The 16,564-nt window shown below is 65.8% G+C and carries 15 protein-coding genes; 9 read left to right on the plus strand and 6 right to left on the minus strand.

All coding sequences use genetic code 11. The annotated features are described in order from the left end of the window. Positions 1-152: 152 nt before the first annotated feature. The 5 genes from gyrB to dnaA all read right to left on the minus strand — a co-directional run bounded on the left by gyrB (position 153) and on the right by dnaA (position 7,645). Positions 153-2,189, minus strand: a complete 2,037-nt coding sequence (gene gyrB, locus R1101_RS0100455; RefSeq protein WP_016931521.1) for a DNA topoisomerase (ATP-hydrolyzing) subunit B — start codon at positions 2,187-2,189, stop codon at positions 153-155. A gap of 214 nt (positions 2,190-2,403) precedes the next feature. Beyond that, positions 2,404-2,958, minus strand: coding sequence for a DUF721 family protein (locus R1101_RS0100460; RefSeq protein WP_016931522.1), 555 nt, complete (start codon positions 2,956-2,958; stop codon positions 2,404-2,406). After that, positions 2,955-4,187 carry a DNA replication/repair protein RecF gene (gene recF / locus R1101_RS0100465; RefSeq protein ID WP_016931523.1) on the minus strand — a complete coding sequence of 411 codons (1,233 nt, stop codon included), beginning with the start codon at positions 4,185-4,187 and terminating at the stop codon, positions 2,955-2,957. Before recF ends, R1101_RS0100460 begins: the two co-directional genes overlap by 4 nt. A gap of 22 nt (positions 4,188-4,209) precedes the next feature. After that, the gene (gene dnaN, locus R1101_RS0100470) at positions 4,210-5,394 is read right to left on the minus strand and encodes a DNA polymerase III subunit beta (protein WP_026002735.1); all 1,185 of its coding nucleotides are present in this window, start codon (positions 5,392-5,394) and stop codon (positions 4,210-4,212) included. A gap of 499 nt (positions 5,395-5,893) precedes the next feature. Further along, entirely contained in the window at positions 5,894-7,645 is a 1,752-nt protein-coding gene (dnaA, locus tag R1101_RS0100475) for a chromosomal replication initiator protein DnaA (protein WP_016931525.1), read from the minus strand. Between the two features lie 586 nt (positions 7,646-8,231). On the opposite strand from dnaA, the gene rpmH reads away from it, so the two are divergent. The 9 genes from rpmH to R1101_RS0100515 all read left to right on the plus strand — a co-directional run bounded on the left by rpmH (position 8,232) and on the right by R1101_RS0100515 (position 15,162). Next, positions 8,232-8,375 carry a 50S ribosomal protein L34 gene (gene rpmH / locus R1101_RS29350; protein ID WP_006550910.1) on the plus strand — a complete coding sequence of 48 codons (144 nt, stop codon included), beginning with the start codon at positions 8,232-8,234 and terminating at the stop codon, positions 8,373-8,375. A 20-nt stretch (positions 8,376-8,395) separates the two neighbouring features. Next, the gene (rnpA, locus tag R1101_RS25595; RefSeq protein ID WP_026002736.1) at positions 8,396-8,791 is read left to right on the plus strand and encodes a ribonuclease P protein component; all 396 of its coding nucleotides are present in this window, start codon (positions 8,396-8,398) and stop codon (positions 8,789-8,791) included. Next, a complete protein-coding gene (yidD, locus tag R1101_RS0100485; RefSeq protein WP_016931527.1) occupies positions 8,788-9,078 on the plus strand; it encodes a membrane protein insertion efficiency factor YidD in 291 nt (96 codons plus the stop codon). Before rnpA ends, yidD begins: the two co-directional genes overlap by 4 nt. 69 nt (positions 9,079-9,147) lie before the next feature. Beyond that, a complete protein-coding gene (gene yidC / locus R1101_RS0100490; protein WP_016931528.1) occupies positions 9,148-10,251 on the plus strand; it encodes a membrane protein insertase YidC in 1,104 nt (367 codons plus the stop codon). Between the two features lie 22 nt (positions 10,252-10,273). After that, positions 10,274-10,822 (plus strand): Jag family protein, encoded by a 549-nt coding sequence (locus tag R1101_RS0100495; RefSeq protein WP_016931529.1) that lies wholly within the window; start codon positions 10,274-10,276, stop codon positions 10,820-10,822. A 108-nt stretch (positions 10,823-10,930) separates the two neighbouring features. Continuing rightward, complete coding sequence (gene rsmG / locus R1101_RS0100500; RefSeq protein ID WP_037221823.1) at positions 10,931-11,611, plus strand: 16S rRNA (guanine(527)-N(7))-methyltransferase RsmG; 681 nt, start codon at positions 10,931-10,933, stop codon at positions 11,609-11,611. Between the two features lie 620 nt (positions 11,612-12,231). Continuing rightward, complete coding sequence (locus R1101_RS0100505; protein WP_026002738.1) at positions 12,232-13,203, plus strand: ParA family protein; 972 nt, start codon at positions 12,232-12,234, stop codon at positions 13,201-13,203. Then, complete coding sequence (locus R1101_RS0100510) at positions 13,200-14,414, plus strand: ParB/RepB/Spo0J family partition protein (RefSeq protein ID WP_026002739.1); 1,215 nt, start codon at positions 13,200-13,202, stop codon at positions 14,412-14,414. The genes R1101_RS0100505 and R1101_RS0100510 overlap by 4 nt, the downstream gene beginning before the upstream one ends. 58 nt (positions 14,415-14,472) lie before the next feature. Next, positions 14,473-15,162 (plus strand): hypothetical protein, encoded by a 690-nt coding sequence (locus tag R1101_RS0100515; protein WP_026002740.1) that lies wholly within the window; start codon positions 14,473-14,475, stop codon positions 15,160-15,162. A 94-nt stretch (positions 15,163-15,256) separates the two neighbouring features. Here R1101_RS0100515 and R1101_RS0100520 read toward each other — a convergent pair whose 3' ends face one another. Next, positions 15,257-16,435: an N-acetylmuramoyl-L-alanine amidase gene (locus R1101_RS0100520; RefSeq protein WP_016931534.1), complete on the minus strand. Its 1,179-nt coding sequence runs from the start codon at positions 16,433-16,435 to the stop codon at positions 15,257-15,259. Between the last annotated feature and the right edge of the window lie 129 nt (positions 16,436-16,564).

Here is a 16,564-nt window from a genome sequence, read left to right on the forward strand (position 1 = left end):
CACACGTACAGATGGCCGATAGGAGTGTACTCACGAGTAACGAAGAAGGCTAACGGCCCTTCCCACTTCCGAGCGCACGACATGCGAATCCCCGCCGTGATGTACGACACAGCGGGGATTCGCATGCAGTTCTCCGGCGGGGCCGGCCGTGATCAGACGTCGAGGAAGCGGACATCCTTCGCGTTACGGGTGATGAAGCTCCGTCGTGCCGCGACGTCCTCGCCCATGAGGACGCTGAACAACTCGTCGGCCGCAGCGGCGTCGTCGAGGGTCACCTGACGCAGGACGCGGACGCTCGGATCCATCGTGGTCTCCCACAGTTCCTTGGCGTTCATCTCACCGAGACCCTTGTAACGCTGGATACCGTCGTCCTTGTTGATCTTCTTGCCCGCGGCGAGACCCGCCTCGAGCAGGGCGTCGCGCTCACGGTCCGAGTACGCGAACTCCGGCTCGCTGCGCTGCCACTTGAGCTTGTACAGCGGCGGCTGCGCCAGGAAGACGTGACCTTCCTCGACCAGCGGGCGCATGAAGCGGAACAGCAGCGTGAGCAGCAGCGTCGCGATGTGCTGACCGTCGACGTCGGCGTCGGCCATCAGGACGATCTTGTGATAGCGCAGCTTCGCGATGTCGAACTCTTCGTGGATGCCGGTACCGAACGCCGTGATGATCGACTGGACCTCGGCGTTCTTGAGCACCTTGTCGATACGGGCCTTCTCGACGTTGATGATCTTGCCGCGCAACGGAAGGATCGCCTGGTACATCGAGTCGCGACCCGACTTGGCGGACCCACCTGCGGAGTCACCCTCCACGATGTAGATCTCGCACTTGCTCGGATCCTTCGACCGGCAGTCGGCCAGCTTGCCGGGCAGACCACCGATGTCCGTCGCGCTCTTGCGGCGGACGAGCTCGCGTGCCTTTCGGGCGGCCACACGTGCGTGCGCCGACGACACGGCCTTGGTGACGATCGTCTTCGCGTCGGCCGGATTGGCCTCGAACCAGTGCGAGATGTGCTCGTTGCACGCCTTCTGCACGAACGACTTCACCTCGGTGTTGCCGAGCTTGGTCTTGGTCTGGCCCTCGAACTGCGGCTCGGCGACCTTGACGGAGATGATCGCTGCCAGGCCCTCGCGGATGTCGTCGCCCGTGAGGTTGGGGTCCTTCTCCTTGAGGAGCTTCTTGTCCTTCGCGTAACGGTTGACGACGGTGGTCAGCGCCGCGCGGAAGCCTTCCTCGTGCGTGCCGCCCTCGTGGGTGTTGATGGTGTTGGCGAAAGTGTGGACGGACTCGGAGTAACCCGAGTTCCACTGCATCGCGACCTCGAGTTCGTGGCCGGTGCCCTTGGCCGTGAACCCGACGACCGAGTTGTGGATGGGCGTCTTCGTGCGGTTGATGTGCCGCACGTAGTCCTCGAGACCACCGGGGTAGTGGTACGTGCGGACCTTGACCTTGTGGACCTCGGGTTCGGCGGCCTCGACGGCCTGGTCTTCCGCGGTCTTGGGGGCGTCCGCGGTGTCGGGGACGTCTTCCTCGGTGACCTCTTCGGGTGCGACCCGCTCGTCGGTGAGGGTGATGGTCAATCCCTTGTTGAGGAACGCCATCTCCTGCAGGCGACGCGCGACGGTCTCGAAGTTGAACGTCGTGGTCTCGAAGATCTCGGGGTCGGGCCAGAACCGGACGGTGGTACCCGTGCGCTTGGTGGCCTCTCCTCTGACCAGCTCGCCCGGCTTCGAGGCGGTGTACGTCTGCTCCCAGTGGTACCCGTCGTTGTCGATCTCGACTTCGAGGATTGTGGACAGGGCGTTCACCACGGAGATACCGACACCGTGCAGACCGCCGGAGACGGCGTAGGCGTCGGAGTCGAACTTGCCGCCGGCGTGGAGCTGGGTGAGGACGACCTCGACGGTAGGGACACCGGACGCGTGCATACCGACGGGAATACCGCGGCCGTCGTCGACGACCTGGACGCCGCCGTCGGCGAGGAGGGTGACCTCCACCTTCGACGCGTAACCGGCCATGGCCTCGTCGACCGAGTTGTCGACGACCTCCCAGATCAGGTGGTGCAGACCACGCTCTCCGGTGGAACCGATGTACATGCCGGGGCGCTTGCGCACCGCCTCGAGACCCTCGAGGACGGTGATGGACGACGCACCGTACTCATTCTTGTTGTTGTTCGACTTCTGGGCAGCCACGGGTGGGTAGCTCTCCTTCTCCGATCGGCCCCGCGCACGCGCGCGACGCATTCCTGTCCATCCTACGTGCCCTCAGGCCCTGCACCGGGGTCGACACGAATGCGGGCATCCGCACCGCTGACGTCCCCGTAGCCGCCCCTTCGCGAGCGGGACGACGTGATTTCCTAGGCACCCGGATTTTCGCCCCGCGTACGGGCCGCGAGCGATCCGGGAATCACCCGTAGGTGTCGCGTGGTCCGCGGCCGCGGATGTGACGTTCGCCCTTCCGCCAGCTCGGAGCCGTCGGGCCGGTGATCCGCAGTTCCTTCACCACTCCGTGCCCCACGGCCGCGGCGATCTTCGCGAGGATCTGAGACTGCATCATCCTCAGCTGCGTCGCCCAGGCCGTCGACTCGGCCGAGACGTGCAGGATTCCGTCGCGCAGTGTGGTCGGCTGGGCATGGCTCGCGATGTCGTCACCCACGACCCGGGCCCAGCTCCCCATGACGGTGCCTTCGGACACGTGCGTCGACCACCCCCGCTGCTTGGACAGGGACTGCGCGAGAGAACCGAGCGGCTGGGGGTCGCGGTCGTCCGGTCCGGGCCCCGACCAGCCCCGACGCCGGCGTTTCGGGCGCAACCGGCCGCGCGACGCGCGTCCCTGCCCGACGGCCTTACCGCTCGCCTTCGCGGCGGCCCGAGCCTCCTCGAGCGCGCGACGGGCCAGGTCGATGCCCTTCAGCTCCGGCTCGTTCGCACCGCCGTCGGCACCTGTCCGTTCGTCGTTCATCCGACCTCCCCGGTGATCCGGTCCGTCTCCCGTTGCACCGATCCCAGCACAGAGATACGACCTTCTCCGGTGTCCTCGACGTGGACGGAGAACCGGGCACCGTTCAACTCGGCGGGCACGTCCTCCGGCACGGCCGCCGTGATCAGCACCTGCTCGGCCGTCGTGGCGACCTCGGCGAGCGCGGACCGCCGGCGACGATCGAGTTCGGCGAAGACGTCGTCGAGCATGAGAACCGGATCGGTGCCGTCGGTGCGCAGCAGGGCGAACGCCCCGAGCCGTAACGCGAGCGCGAACGACCACGATTCGCCGTGGCTCGCATAACCTTTCGCCGGCTCGGCGCCGAGCATCAACTCGAGATCGTCGCGGTGCGGTCCGACGAGGCAGACTCCGCGTTCGATCTCCCTGGACCGCATCTCCGCGAGCCGGTGGAGGAAGACAGTCTCGAGAAACTCGCGATCGTCCCGTGCAGGCATCCGGGCCGGATCGGAGAACTCCGGTGGCAGCGCGTCACCGAGGCTGCTGCGGTAGCGCAGGCTCGCCGGACGCGACTCGGGTGCGATCGATCGGTACGCCTCGGACACGTGCGGGGCCAGTTCGTGCAGCAACGCGATGCGCTCCGCGAGCAGTTCGGCCCCGTGGGCCGCGAGGTGGCCGTCCCACACGTCGAGGGTGGCCAGAGCGCTCGCCCCGTCGTCGGAGCGGTTTCCCCGCCGCAGCGCCCCACCCGCCGTCTTGAGCAGCGCGGACCGCTGGCGCAGCACCTTGTCGTAGTCGGCGCGGACCCCACTCATCCGCGGGAATCGCGTGCTGAGCAGCTCGTCGAGGAACCGGCGGCGATCGCCCGGGTCGCCGCGGACGAGGGAGAGATCCTCCGGTGCGAAGAGCACCGTGCGGAGGATGCCGAGGATCTCGCGGGGCCGGCGGGCCGGCGACTGGTTGATCCGCGCCCGGTTCTGCTTGCCCTCGTTGATCTCGATGTCGATGCCGAGCTCACGGCCGTTGTTGACGACCAGAGCCCCGGCGAACGCCCGCGATGCGCCGGTCCGCAGCAACGGACCGTCGGAGGACACCCGGTGCGACGACAGCGTCGACAGATATCCGAGGGCCTCGAGCAGGTTGGTCTTCCCGTGTCCGTTGCGCCCGACGAAGACCGTCGCCCCCGGAGTGAGGTCGACGGAAACCGTTCTCCACGAACGGAAGTCGCGCAGCGAGAAGGTGCGAACGTACACGGGGGTCCAGTCTCGGGGCCGGTCAGCCCGGCAGGCGCACCGGCATCAGCAGATAGGTGTAATCGCTGTCCGGAGCGGCGAAGGTACCCGAGGAGTCCGGCACGGGTTCCTCGTCGAGCGCGGGGCGCAGCACGGCGGGCCGACTCGAGGTGGTGAACCCGAACGAGACCTTGTCGGTGTGCAGCGACGTCAGTCCGTCGAGCAGGTAGCCCGGGTTGAACGCGATGATCAGCGGCTCCCCGAAGAACTCGGCGGGATGGGATTCCTCGGCCCGGCCCGCGTCGTCGCCACCGGCCGAGAGCAGCACGCTGCCCTCCGTGAACTCGAGTCGGACCTGCGCACCGCGCTCGGCGACCAGCGCCACGCGCTTGATCGCGTCGACGAGCGGTGCGATCTCGACGGTCGCCATCGCGGTGTGCTCGTTGGGGAGCAGCTGGCGGAACTTGGGGAATTCGGCGTCGAGCAGGCGCGTCGTGGTGCGGCGACCTTCGGCGACGATGCCGAGCAGACCCTCGGCACCCACCGACGAGCCGCTGCCGAGAGCCAGCTGGACCGGGGAGTTCGAGGATCCGCCAACGGTTTTCGCGGCCTCGGAGAGGGTCTTGGCGGGTACCAGCACGGCCGAACTCGTGGATTCCGCGGTGGGCATCCACTCGAGCTTCCGCACCGCGAGACGGAACCGGTCGGTGGCCGCGAGCACCATGTCGGTGCCCTCGATCTCCACCCGGATGCCCGTGAGCATGGGGAGCGTGTCGTCCTTGCCGGCTGCGACGGCGACCTGGCTGATGGCCTCGGCGAACAGATCGCCGGACAGCGCACCGGTCTGCTGCGGGAGCTCGGGCAGCTGCGGGTAGTCCTCCACAGGCATGGTGGGGAGCGAGAACTTGGCGCTACCGCACGTGATGAGCACGCGGGTGCCGTCGAGCACGACATCCACAGGCTTGTGGGGCAACGCGCGGGTGATGTCGGCGAGCAGTTTGCCGGACACCAGCACCCGGCCCGGAGTGATGACCTCGGCCGAGACGTGGACCTGCGCGGATACCTCGTAATCGAAGCCCGAGACCGTCAGCCCGCGTTCGTCGGCACCGAGCAGGACACCGCCCAGAACCGGAACGGGGGGTCGCGACGGAAGGCTTCGGGCAACCCATGCAACGGAATCGGCGAAGTCCTCGCGAGGCACACGAAACTTCATACTTCCCAGCTCCATCGCCCGGTGGATCCCTTCGATCGTGGTCTCGACAAGTCTACGAAGTCTGTCACAGAACCCCGACACCGATGAGGCGGAGCCGGGGGATGCGGGTCCACGTTATGCCTTCCGTCGCTGCTTGGAAAGCCGGGAGGCTCGAGGCGTGACCCTCACTCGAGGGCCTGTGGACCGACGCTCTCCACACACCTGTTTTGAAAGAAGATTTCTGAAGAGAACTCACAGAAGTAGTAATAGGGCCTGTGGAATCTGTGGACGAACGACCGTCTAGGCTGGTGGGCGATGTTCTCGAGGGGTACGAACTCGAGGATGAACTCGAGGAGTTCTCGAGGATGAATGTGGATTCCTCGAGACTGTTCATCCTTTGTCCACCGTTCGTCCACAAAGATCCCACGTTCTGCACACCCTTGTCCACAGGTGTGGGAACCCGAAATTTCTCGAGATACGGGACAGGGAGCGCCCTGTGGACGCTCCCTGTGGATGGATACTCGAGGCTCGAGGATCAGCGCTTGGACCGCTGCTTGATGCGCGCGGTGAGCTCCTGCACCTGGTCGTAGACCTTGCGACGCTCGGTCATCTCCTTGCGAATCTTCTTGTCCGCGTACATGACTGTGGTGTGGTCGCGACCGAAGGTCTGCCCGATCTTCGGCAGCGACAGATCGGTGAGCTCGCGGCACAGATACATCGAGATCTGGCGTGCCTGCGCGAGTGGGCGTGCCTTCCCGGGGCCGCACAGGTCGTCGATCGACGTGCCGAAGTACTCCGCGGTCACGGCCATGATCGTGGCGGCGTTGATCTCGAGCGCGGATGAGTCCGGCATCAGATCACGCAGCACCACCTCGGCGAGGGTGAGATCGAGTGGTTGCCTGTTGAGTGACGCGAAGGCCGTCACGCGGATCAGGGCACCCTCGAGTTCGCGGATGTTGCGTTCGATCCGGCTCGCGATCAGCTCGAGCACGTCGTGCGGCACGTTCAGGCCGTCCATGCGCGCCTTCTTCGACAGGATCGCGATGCGCGTCTCGAGTTCCGGCGGCTGGACGTCGGTGATCAGACCCCACTCGAACCGGGTCCGCAGACGTTCCTCGAGCGTCGCGAGCTGCTTGGGCGGGCGGTCGGACGAGACGACGATCTGCTTGTTGGCGTTGTGGAGGGTGTTGAAAGTGTGGAAGAACTCCTCCTGGATACCTTCCTTGCCCTCGATGAACTGGATGTCGTCGACGAGCAGGATGTCGGTCTCGCGGTAGCGCCGCTTGAACGCGACCTTGCGGTCGTCGCGGAGGCTGTTGATGAAGTCGTTCGTGAACTCCTCGGTGGAGACGTACTTCACCCGCATCCCCGGGAAGAGCCGCTGGGCATAATGGCCGGCGGCATGCAGCAGATGCGTCTTGCCCAGGCCCGACGCACCCCAGATGAAGAGCGGGTTGTAGGCCCGTGCCGGCGCTTCGGCGATCGCCACCGCTGCGGCGTGCGCGAACCGGTTCGACGCGCCGATCACGAAGGTGTCGAAGGTGTACTTCGCGTTGAGGCTGCTGCTGCCCATGGGCGGCGTCTCGGGCGGTGGGGGCTGGGTGAAGTAGGACGGCCACGACTCGCGCACGGCGGTCATCGCCTCCCGGTCGTCGTCGACCTCCTCGAGTTCGCCGTGGTCGGCCTCGAGCATGTCGTGCTCGCGCGAGGAGATCAGGCGTCGCCGATAGGCGGCACCCTCACCGGGAAGCATGCCGTCGCGCGTGAATTCCCCGTCCCTCGGTCCGACGCCGTCCCTCTGTCCGGTGCCGTCCCTGGACACGGCGCCGTCCCGCGGCATCGCCCCGTCGCGCGAGGCACCGACATCGCGGGGCATCGGAACCTCCCGGCGCAGATCACGGCTGCGTGTCTCCGCGGTGCGCGGATTCACAGGCTGTGCATCGACCGGCAGGCCTTCGAGGGGCAGTGTGTCGCGAGGTTCGGCGTAGGGATCCTCGGCAGGATCATCCACACGTTCCCGCGGCTCGACGCGCACACCGAGACCCTCGACCCGGTGGCCGAGGTGCCGGTTGAGGGTGCGGAGGATGGGTTCGCGCAGATCGCGTTCGATCGACTGCTGGGCGAGCGTGGAAGGCACCGAGAGCAGGGCGAATCCCTGTGCGAGCGTGATCGGTTTGACGAGTGCGAGCCATGCCTTCTGGCTCTTCGTCAGCAATCCGTCGTCGATGGTCAGCTCGGATACGACGTCCGTCCACACATCGGCCAGCGCGTTCGGCTCGTCGCTCACGCAGCTTCCCTCCCTTTGATCACCGGTTTTCCACACGATTATCCACAGGTGTGGACAACCGGGGGAATCACCCGGTGGATATGTGGATGGGAGGTTGTGTATTCGCTCAGCGGGTTCGTGGGCCCGGGCGGTCTGCGGGGATCAGTGTGACACACGATGCGATGCGATCCGGGCTCGTACGCCGCGAATGCGCCCGGAGAAGCTGCGCGAGAGCGCCCGTGCAGGCGCGGGGCAGCGGGCCGTCACCGGCCGGCACATCGTCGTCGAACGGAGCGTGACGCGGGACTGCACAGGTAGTCGCGATGCGCCGTCGAAGACATGGCCCACAGCGTACCCGAGCTGTGCCCCGGATCACATACCTTCTCGGGGTGTAGTTTTCGTCGACGCGTCCGGCGTGTCGCGTTGATTGCCGGTGATGGTCGCGGTTTGATTTCGCGCCCGCGTCCGAGTAGCCTCGAACAGTCACTCATACTGAGGTGATGGGTTCGTCCTGCTCTTCCGGGCAAGCGGATCCTGCGAATTCACGTACACGTTGGAACGACGGCGCTCACCCGCGCCGTCGCAGAATTATCGAGGAGTGTCGACCGTGGCCAAGGGCAAGCGGACGTTCCAGCCGAACAACCGACGCCGCGCGCGCGTTCACGGCTTCCGTCTCCGGATGCGGACCCGTGCGGGTCGCGCAATCGTTTCGGCGCGTCGCCGCAAGGGCCGCGCTTCTCTCACCGCCTGATTCCCTAACGGGAGCTCGGGGTGTTACCTGAGCCGTATCGACTGCGGCGCCACTCGGATTTCTCGGACACCGTCCGCCGAGGGCGTCGTCAGGGGCGGCGGGATCTGGTCGTTCACGTTCTCGAACGCGATCGCACCGAGTCCTTGGTGAGTGTCGGCGGTCCGCGTTTCGGACTGGTCGTGAGCAAGGCTGTCGGGCCGGCGGTGATTCGACATCGAGTCGCACGCCGGCTTCGTCATATCTGCGCAGGCCTCGTCGAGGCTCTGCCCTCCGAGACCGACATCGTGCTGCGCGCGCTACCCGGCGCCGCCACCGCGGAATCCCGCGAACTCGACAAGCAGGTGCGATCGGGTCTCGCTCGCCTCGGGCTGCTCGACTCCGCTGCTCCGGTCCCGAGTGGGAGTGCCCGCGCATGAACGAGGCGGAGCCGAGGTCGTGGTGGCGATCGCTGCGGTCCGCCCCGGCCCGGGCACTGATCCTCTGCATCGAGTTCTATCGCACCTATGTGTCGCCCACGCGGATGCCGACCTGCCGATTCACCCCGACCTGTAGCGAGTACGCCGTGGAGGCGCTGCGCACGCGGGGTGTCGTCGTCGGTTCGGTCCTGGCATCGGTGAGACTGCTCAAGTGCGGCCCCTGGCACCCTGGTGGGTGGGATCCGGTACCCGAACGGAAACATCGGTCGTCCCCAGTGGGTACCTGACCGGAGCCGAGACCCGAGACCGACGCCTCTTCGTGGCGATCATGGACGACCAGAGGAGTACATAGAGCCGTGCTCGACTTCATCTACTATCCCGTGTCCTGGATCCTGTGGGTCTGGCACAAAGTCTTCGCCGCGATCCCATTTCTGGGGCCGGACAGCGGTTGGACCTGGGCGCTGTCGGTGGTGTTCCTCGTGTTCACCCTCCGCGCGATCCTGTACAAGCCGTTCGTCAAGCAGGTGCGTACCACCCGCCAGATGCAGGAACTGCAGCCGCAGATCAAGGCGCTCCAGAAGAAGTACGCCAAGGATCGACAGCGCCAGGCGCTCGAGATGCAGAAGCTCCAGAAGGAGCACGGCTTCAACCCGCTGATGGGATGCCTGCCCGTCCTGTTGCAGGTTCCCGTCTTCATCGGCCTGTTCCACGTGCTGCGTTCGTTCAACCGCACCGGCACCGGTTTCGGCCAGCTCGGGCTGACTCCCGAGCAGAATGCGCAGCTCGGAAACTACGCGTTCAGCCCGGAAGACGTCCAGTCCTTCCTCAGTGCCCGTCTGTTCGGTGCTCCGATCTCGTCGTGGATCACGCAGCCGATGGCGTCGCTCGAAGCCTTCGCGCCGTTCGGCGGCATTCCGACGCGCTGGGAGATCGCCGCCGTCGCAGTGCCGTTGATGGTCGTCGCCGGTATCGCCACGCACTTCAATGCGCGCGCTTCCGTCGCCCGCCAGAGCGCTCAGGCCGCCGCGAATCCGCAGGCCGCGATCATGAACAAGTTGGCCTTGTACGTCTTCCCGCTGGGTGTGCTCGTCGGTGGCCCGTTCCTCCCGATCGCCGTCATCCTCTACTGGGTCAGCAACAACATCTGGACCTACGGACAGCAGCACCTCGTCTTCCGACGTATCGACAAGGAGGAAGAGGAGAAGAAGGCTGCCGCCCTGGCACGCCGGAACGAGAACGCACCGAAGCCGGGTGCCCGACCCGACAAGTCCAAGAAGAAGGGCACGGCCGCAGCGGCAGTGTCCGATGCCGGTGACGCCACGGTCGACGAGACCGGCGAAGTGTCGCTGCAGAAGGACTCCGCGGGTGACGCGGACACGGCAGCATCGGCTCCGAAGCCCGGTGCGACCGCTCCCAAACCGGGCAGCCGCCCCAAGAACTCCAAGCGCAAGCGGCGCTGACCGAAGTAGAAGAGAGCTGAACATGGCCAGTGACCTGGACAAGGTGGAAGAGGACCTCGCGGTGGCACCCGAGGGGAGCGACACCGCGGCGGACGCCGATCTCGATGACGACGATTACCTCATCGAGGAAGGCGAAATTGCCGGCGACTACCTGGAGCAGTTGCTCGACGTTCTCGATTTCGACGGCGACATCGACCTCGACGTCGAGGGCGACCGCGCGGTCGTGAGCATCGATGGTGGCAAGGATCTCACCAAGCTGGTGGGTCGCAACGGCGAGGTTCTCGACGCTCTGCAGGAACTCACCCGCCTCGCCGTGCAGCAGGCGACGGGCGAGCGCAGCAAGCTCATGCTCGATATCGCGGGGTGGCGCGCGGGTAAGCGTAACGAACTGTCCTCGCTGGGTGCGTCGGCCGCGAAGCGCGTGCTCGAGTCCGGTAAGCGTGAAGAGCTGGAGCCGATGACGCCGTTCGAGCGCAAGATCGTGCACGACGCCGTGGCGAAGATCGACGGTGTGTCCAGCGAGAGCGAGGGTGCGGAGCCGAACCGCCGTGTGGTGATCGTCAAGGATTGAGTCGGCCTCGCCGACCGAAGAGGGACTCTGCGTCGCCAGGGTCCCTCTTCGCTTTTCGTATCGATGCTGTGGGCCCCGATGTTGTTTCAGATGGGTCCACAGGAAAGGATGTTTCACGTGGAACAGCACGAGGCGGAACTTTCGGCGATCGCACAGCAGGTGTTCGGGGATCGAATCGACCTCGCCGAGCGATACCACCAGTCGTTGTCGACGGCGGGTGTCGAGCGGGGACTCATCGGGCCGCGCGAGGTACCGCGCCTGTGGGAGCGGCACATTCTCAATTGCGCTGTGGTGGGCGAACTCATCCAGGAGGGTGAGACGGTCGTCGACGTGGGCAGTGGCGCCGGCCTGCCGGGCATTCCTCTCGCGCTCGCCCGTCCCGACCTCCAGGTCACTCTCGTCGAGCCGCTTCTGCGTCGCACCGTCTATCTGGCGGAATTCGTGGAATCCAACGGGATCGAGAATGTCCTTGTGGTCCGCGGCCGAGCCGAGCAGCCGAGCGTGCTCCAGGAAGCCGGCGGTGCGGATGTCGTCACCTCGCGTGCAGTCGCACCCCTCGCCAAACTCGCCAAGTGGTCACTGCCCCTCGTCCATGAGGGAGGACGGATGCTGGCATTGAAGGGCTCCTCCGCTCGAGAGGAGATCGAGCGGGATCACGACGAACTCACTCGCTTGGGCGCCGGCAATCTCGAGGTGCTCGAGTGCGGAGGTGATCTTCTTCCCGTTCCTACTCTCGTCGTCAAGGCCGAGCGGATCCCACGTCCGGCGAGACGTCGCAAGAAGCGCTGACGCAGGATCGAGCATTCGGCAACCCCGCATCACCCTCCCCTCCCCCACCGGGCCGGGAGGGTGTTGTCTTTTCGGGACGACTCGGTGCCGACTCGAGGAATCTACTCGAGTGCTTTTCCGGGACGAAAGGGTCGTTTCCGTCGTTGTCACACCAGACCCATTCACCCCAGGGAGTTTCGTCACTGTGATGTTTGACTCGACTGCAAGCGTAGGACTTTCCGAAAAGGTTTCTACGCAATGAATTTCGAGATGAGTACCATGACTCTGGTTGCAATGCACAGTAATTCATTTTCCTCCTTCTATCGTCCCTCCCCTTTCGCTGACCGCTGTCGACGTTTCACGTGAAACATGGCGATTCCTTTCGCTGTGTTTCACGTGAAACAACCGCTGCGCCGTTTCACGTGAAACAACGCCCGGCCATGTCGCCGACGGAACCTAGAATGCGGATGGGATACTGAACCAACCGAGAATGCGTGCGCGTGCTCGGGAAGCCGGGACAGCTCCGGGCCAGGGGCTCGCATTCTCTCTTCGGCGCCTCGACCCGGTCTTCGGAGCCGGGACCGGGAAGCGACGGGGATGTAGCGTGCGAACCGAGCGGATCTACGTGTAAGGAGTGTTCTATGACGGGTGGATCTGAATCCGCTGTTTCACGTGAAACCGGAGGCGTCGAGGACGACTTCTCCCCTGTGCCCTTCGATGGTTTCTCCGCTATCGACACGCCTATCGGCGCGGCCGCTCATCGCGCCACCCAGGTCCTGCATCCGAGCGAAGCCAACTCCCTACCCAAGCCTCGTGAGCGTCGCGTCTTCACGATCGCCAACCAGAAGGGTGGGGTGGGTAAGACCACAACGGCGGTGAATATCGCCTCCGCTCTCGCTGTCCAGGGTCTGTCCGTTCTCGTCGTCGACCTCGATCCGCAGGGCAATGCGAGCACCGCATTGGGCGTGCCTCACTACTCCGGCATTCCCTCGAGCTACGAGATCCTCCTCGGTGAGATCAGTGCCGCCGATGCCGTGCAACAGAGCCCTCACAACGAACGTCTCTTCTGCATCCCCGCCACCATCGACCTCGCGGGCGCCGAGATCGAACTCGTCTCGATGGTCGCGCGAGAGAACCGTCTCCGGAATGCCCTCACGAAGGAAGCTCTCGGCGATCGCAACTTCGACTACGTGATCATCGACTGCCCGCCCTCGCTCGGCTTGCTCACGGTCAATGCTCTCGTTGCCGCGAAGGAAGTCCTCATCCCCATCCAGTGCGAGTACTACGCACTCGAGGGCGTCGGGCAGCTCCTGCGCAACATCGAGCTCGTCCAGTCCCACCTCAACCCCGAACTGCACGTCTCGACCGTTCTCCTGACGATGTACGACGGGCGAACCAAACTGGCCGATCAGGTCGCCGCAGAGGTGCGTGCCCACTTCGGCAGCGCGGTGCTGCGTGCCGTCATCCCCCGTAGTGTGAAAGTCTCCGAAGCTCCCGGTTACGGGATGACAGTTCTCGACTACGATCCTGGATCGCGCGGCGCGATGAGCTACCTCGACGCCGGGCGCGAGTTGGCGGCACGCGGGGCACACGAGAATCAGGGGAACGGATGAGCGCGACACGCAAGGGCGGGCTCGGTCGAGGTCTGGCAGCTCTCATCCCTACGGGACCGCCGGTGGACGCAGAGCAGAAGCCGGCTCCCGCTACGATCCCTACGGCCACCGCCCCGGCCGAGCCGGACCCGGTTGCCCCTGCGTCCACCAAGGCCGCAGCGTCCGCACCGGCGAAGCCTGCTGGGGGCGGGCAGTCCAAGTCGGCCGCTGCGCGTCGCGCGGCTTCGTCGGTCCTGAACCTGCCGTCGTCCGGTCTGGGCACGGCCGCCGCCGACGTCATCATCGGCGACGGCAAGCCGACGGCACCGGTGTTCCGGAACGAGGCTGCCCGGCCGTCCGGCGACTCGGAGAAGTCGTCCACCGCGACCATCGAGAGCGAACCCCTCCCCTCCCCCACCGGAGCGGTGTACCTCGAAATCCCGATCGGCCGGATCGAACCCAATCCGAAGCAGCCGCGTCAGGTCTTCGACGAGGAAGCACTCGCAGAACTCGTCCACTCCATCCGTGAGTTCGGGCTCATGCAACCGGTCGTGGTCCGCCGTCTCGACGGCGACCGCTTCCAGCTCGTGATGGGCGAGCGTCGCTGGCGGGCCGTCCAGGAAGCCGGGCTCGACACGATTCCCGCGATCGTTCGCGACACCGAGGACGAGTCGCTGTTGCGCGACGCGCTGCTCGAGAACATCCACCGGGTGCAACTCAATCCCCTCGAAGAGGCAGCGGCATATCAGCAGTTGCTCGAGGAGTTCGAGGTCACCCACGAGGAACTTGCCGGCCGGCTCGGTCGATCGCGACCGGTGATCACGAACATGATCCGCTTGCTCAAGCTGCCGGTCGCGGTGCAACGGCGGGTGGCGGCCGGGGTGCTGTCGGCCGGGCATGCGCGCGCGCTGCTGGCGCTCGAGGCCGGTGCCGACGCCCAGGAAGCACTCGCCGCACGCATTGTCGCCGAGGGTCTGTCCGTGCGTGCGACGGAAGAAGCTGTCGTGCTCGCCAACCGCAACGACACCCCCGACGCTCCGCAGCAGAAGCGCCGGAAGCCCATCCAGATGCCCGGACTGCAGGATGTCGCGGAGCGGCTGTCGAACTCCTTCGATACGCGCGTCACCGTGAGTCTCGGCAAGCGCAAGGGCAAGATCGTGGTGGAGTTCGGTTCGGTCGACGACCTCGAACGCATCGTGAAGATGATGGAGTCGCAGACCGACCTTTCTTGACTCCTCGTCGGGTCAGGACAACAGTCTGTAGACGAAAGACGTGGAGGCGAACTATCCCGTGTCGACTCGAGTGTCACCGCTCACGCTGAGTGCGATCGAGCAGTTGCCTGCTCATGCGCGGCGGTGCGTGTTCTGGGAGATCGATCCCACCGCGTCGCCCGACCTGCAACACTTCGCCGACCCCGAGTTCGAGAAGGAAGCATGGCTGTCCATGGTCCTTCTCGAATGGGGGTCGTGCGGCCAGATCGCGACGATCGGCGACAAGGCCGCCGGGTGCGCGCTCTACGCTCCTCCGGGCATGGTTCCCCGCTCGCAGGCCTTCCCCACCGCACCCGTCAGCGCCGACGCGATTCTGCTGACGTCGATGCGGACCGAACCGCATGCCGCCGACCTGAACGTCGGCGCCGACCTTGTTCGGGGTGTCGTCGCTGATCTCGTCCGGCGCAATGTTCGTGCCATCGAGGCCTTCGGAATCCGGCACGGCGCCGACGCCGAGGCCGGCGATGTGCCGCACGCGACGGCTGCACTCGGATGCTCCGACACGGAGTGCATGATCGACGCCGACTTTCTCGAGGACATGGGCTTCGAGGTCGTCGCACCGCACCACCGATATCCGCGTCTGCGTCTCGAACTCGACCGCGACCATGAATGGAAGGTCGCCGTGGAGACCGCGCTCGACAGGCTCCTCGAGGAGTCCTCTCTCACCATCGCGGATCTGACCGCAGGGTCGCCGGTGGGCGCCCACTGACGTCCTCCGGGACATCGATCGTCCTCCGGGACACAGAGGAAAAGGACCGCTCCGCAGTGTCTGCGGAGCGGTCCTTTTCTCGTGTGTGGTCCGGTCAGCGACTGTCCGAGATGGAGAGCTCTTCGGCGAGCAACTCGGCGAAGGTGTAGGTGCCGGTCGGCTGGTCGTCCTGGCCTAGCAGGTACAGCCGCTTCACCGCGATGAGGATCGCCTCGGCGATGATGTCGCGGCTGCGCGGATCGGCGAGCAGCGTGGCGTCGTGCTCGTTGGTGAGGTAACCGAGGTCGATCTGGACCGTGGGCATGTTGGTCAGGCGCAGCAGGTCCCAGGTGCGGCCGTGGCTACGGCAGTCCTGCAGGGTCGTGCGGGCGACGATCTCGCGCTGGATGTAGCCGGAGAGCACCTGGCCGATCATCGATTCGGAACCGTGCGAGTTGCCGTAGTGGAAGCTCGCGATTCCGTTCGCCGCGGGGCTGCGACTCGCATCGCAGCGCAGCGAAAGCATGAGGTCGGCGCCGAAGGCATTGGACGTGCCCGCGCGTTCGACGTCGGTCGGATTCACGTGGTACGGCCGCGACAGGAAGGTCTCCATGCCCGTCGCTGCCATGCGGCCCTCGAGCCGCCGCGCGAGATCCCACAGGATGTCGGCCTCCGAAATGGGGCCGTGAGGGCTCGGCACGATGATGCCGTGGGTGTTGCCTCCGAGACCGGGGTCGATGACGATGCGCTTGCCGCTGAGCTGGGGCCCGGAGCGGCGGACGATTTCTTCCTCGCTGATCGCGTGGGGCGAACCGCCCGACACGCGGGTGCCGAGCAGTTCGAGCGCGCGCAGGGTCTCGGCACCGCAGATGCCGTCGGAGGCGAGGCCGATCTCGCGCTGGAAGGAGCACAGCCCTTCGTGAGTCTTCGGACCGAAGTAACCGTCCACGCGGTCGACGTAGAAGCCGAGGTCTTGCAGGCGGGTCTGCAGGGCCGCGACATCGTCTCCGTAGAGCGGAGCGGAGAGCTGATACATCAGGGTGCGCGCACCGAGTTTGTACGCCGCTTCCTTCAACGAGCGATAGGTCGCGGGTCCGACGATCCCGTCGACGAGCAGACCGCGTTGCTGCTGGAATGCACGCACAGCTCCGTCGAGTTCACGATCGAACGGGACGTCCGATCCCATCCAGTCGCCCGACTCCTCGGGCTCGTTGTGAAGGAATCCCAGGCCGGCCAAGGTGCTCCGGATCTCGGCGACAGCCGGACCGTGGTCGCCGTGACGAAGAGGGCGCATGTATCGGGCCTTTCCGTGCTGACCGGATCGGTGCCCGGCATGAGGGCTGGGCAGCATCGAACGGGGGTGGATGAAGGATGTGCCCGTGTAAACGGACTCACGGGCACATCCGAGCGTTGATCCTGGGAC

Source organism: Rhodococcus sp. R1101, from assembly GCF_000278445.1.
GTDB classification, from domain to species: Bacteria; Actinomycetota; Actinomycetes; order Mycobacteriales; family Mycobacteriaceae; genus Rhodococcus; species Rhodococcus gordoniae.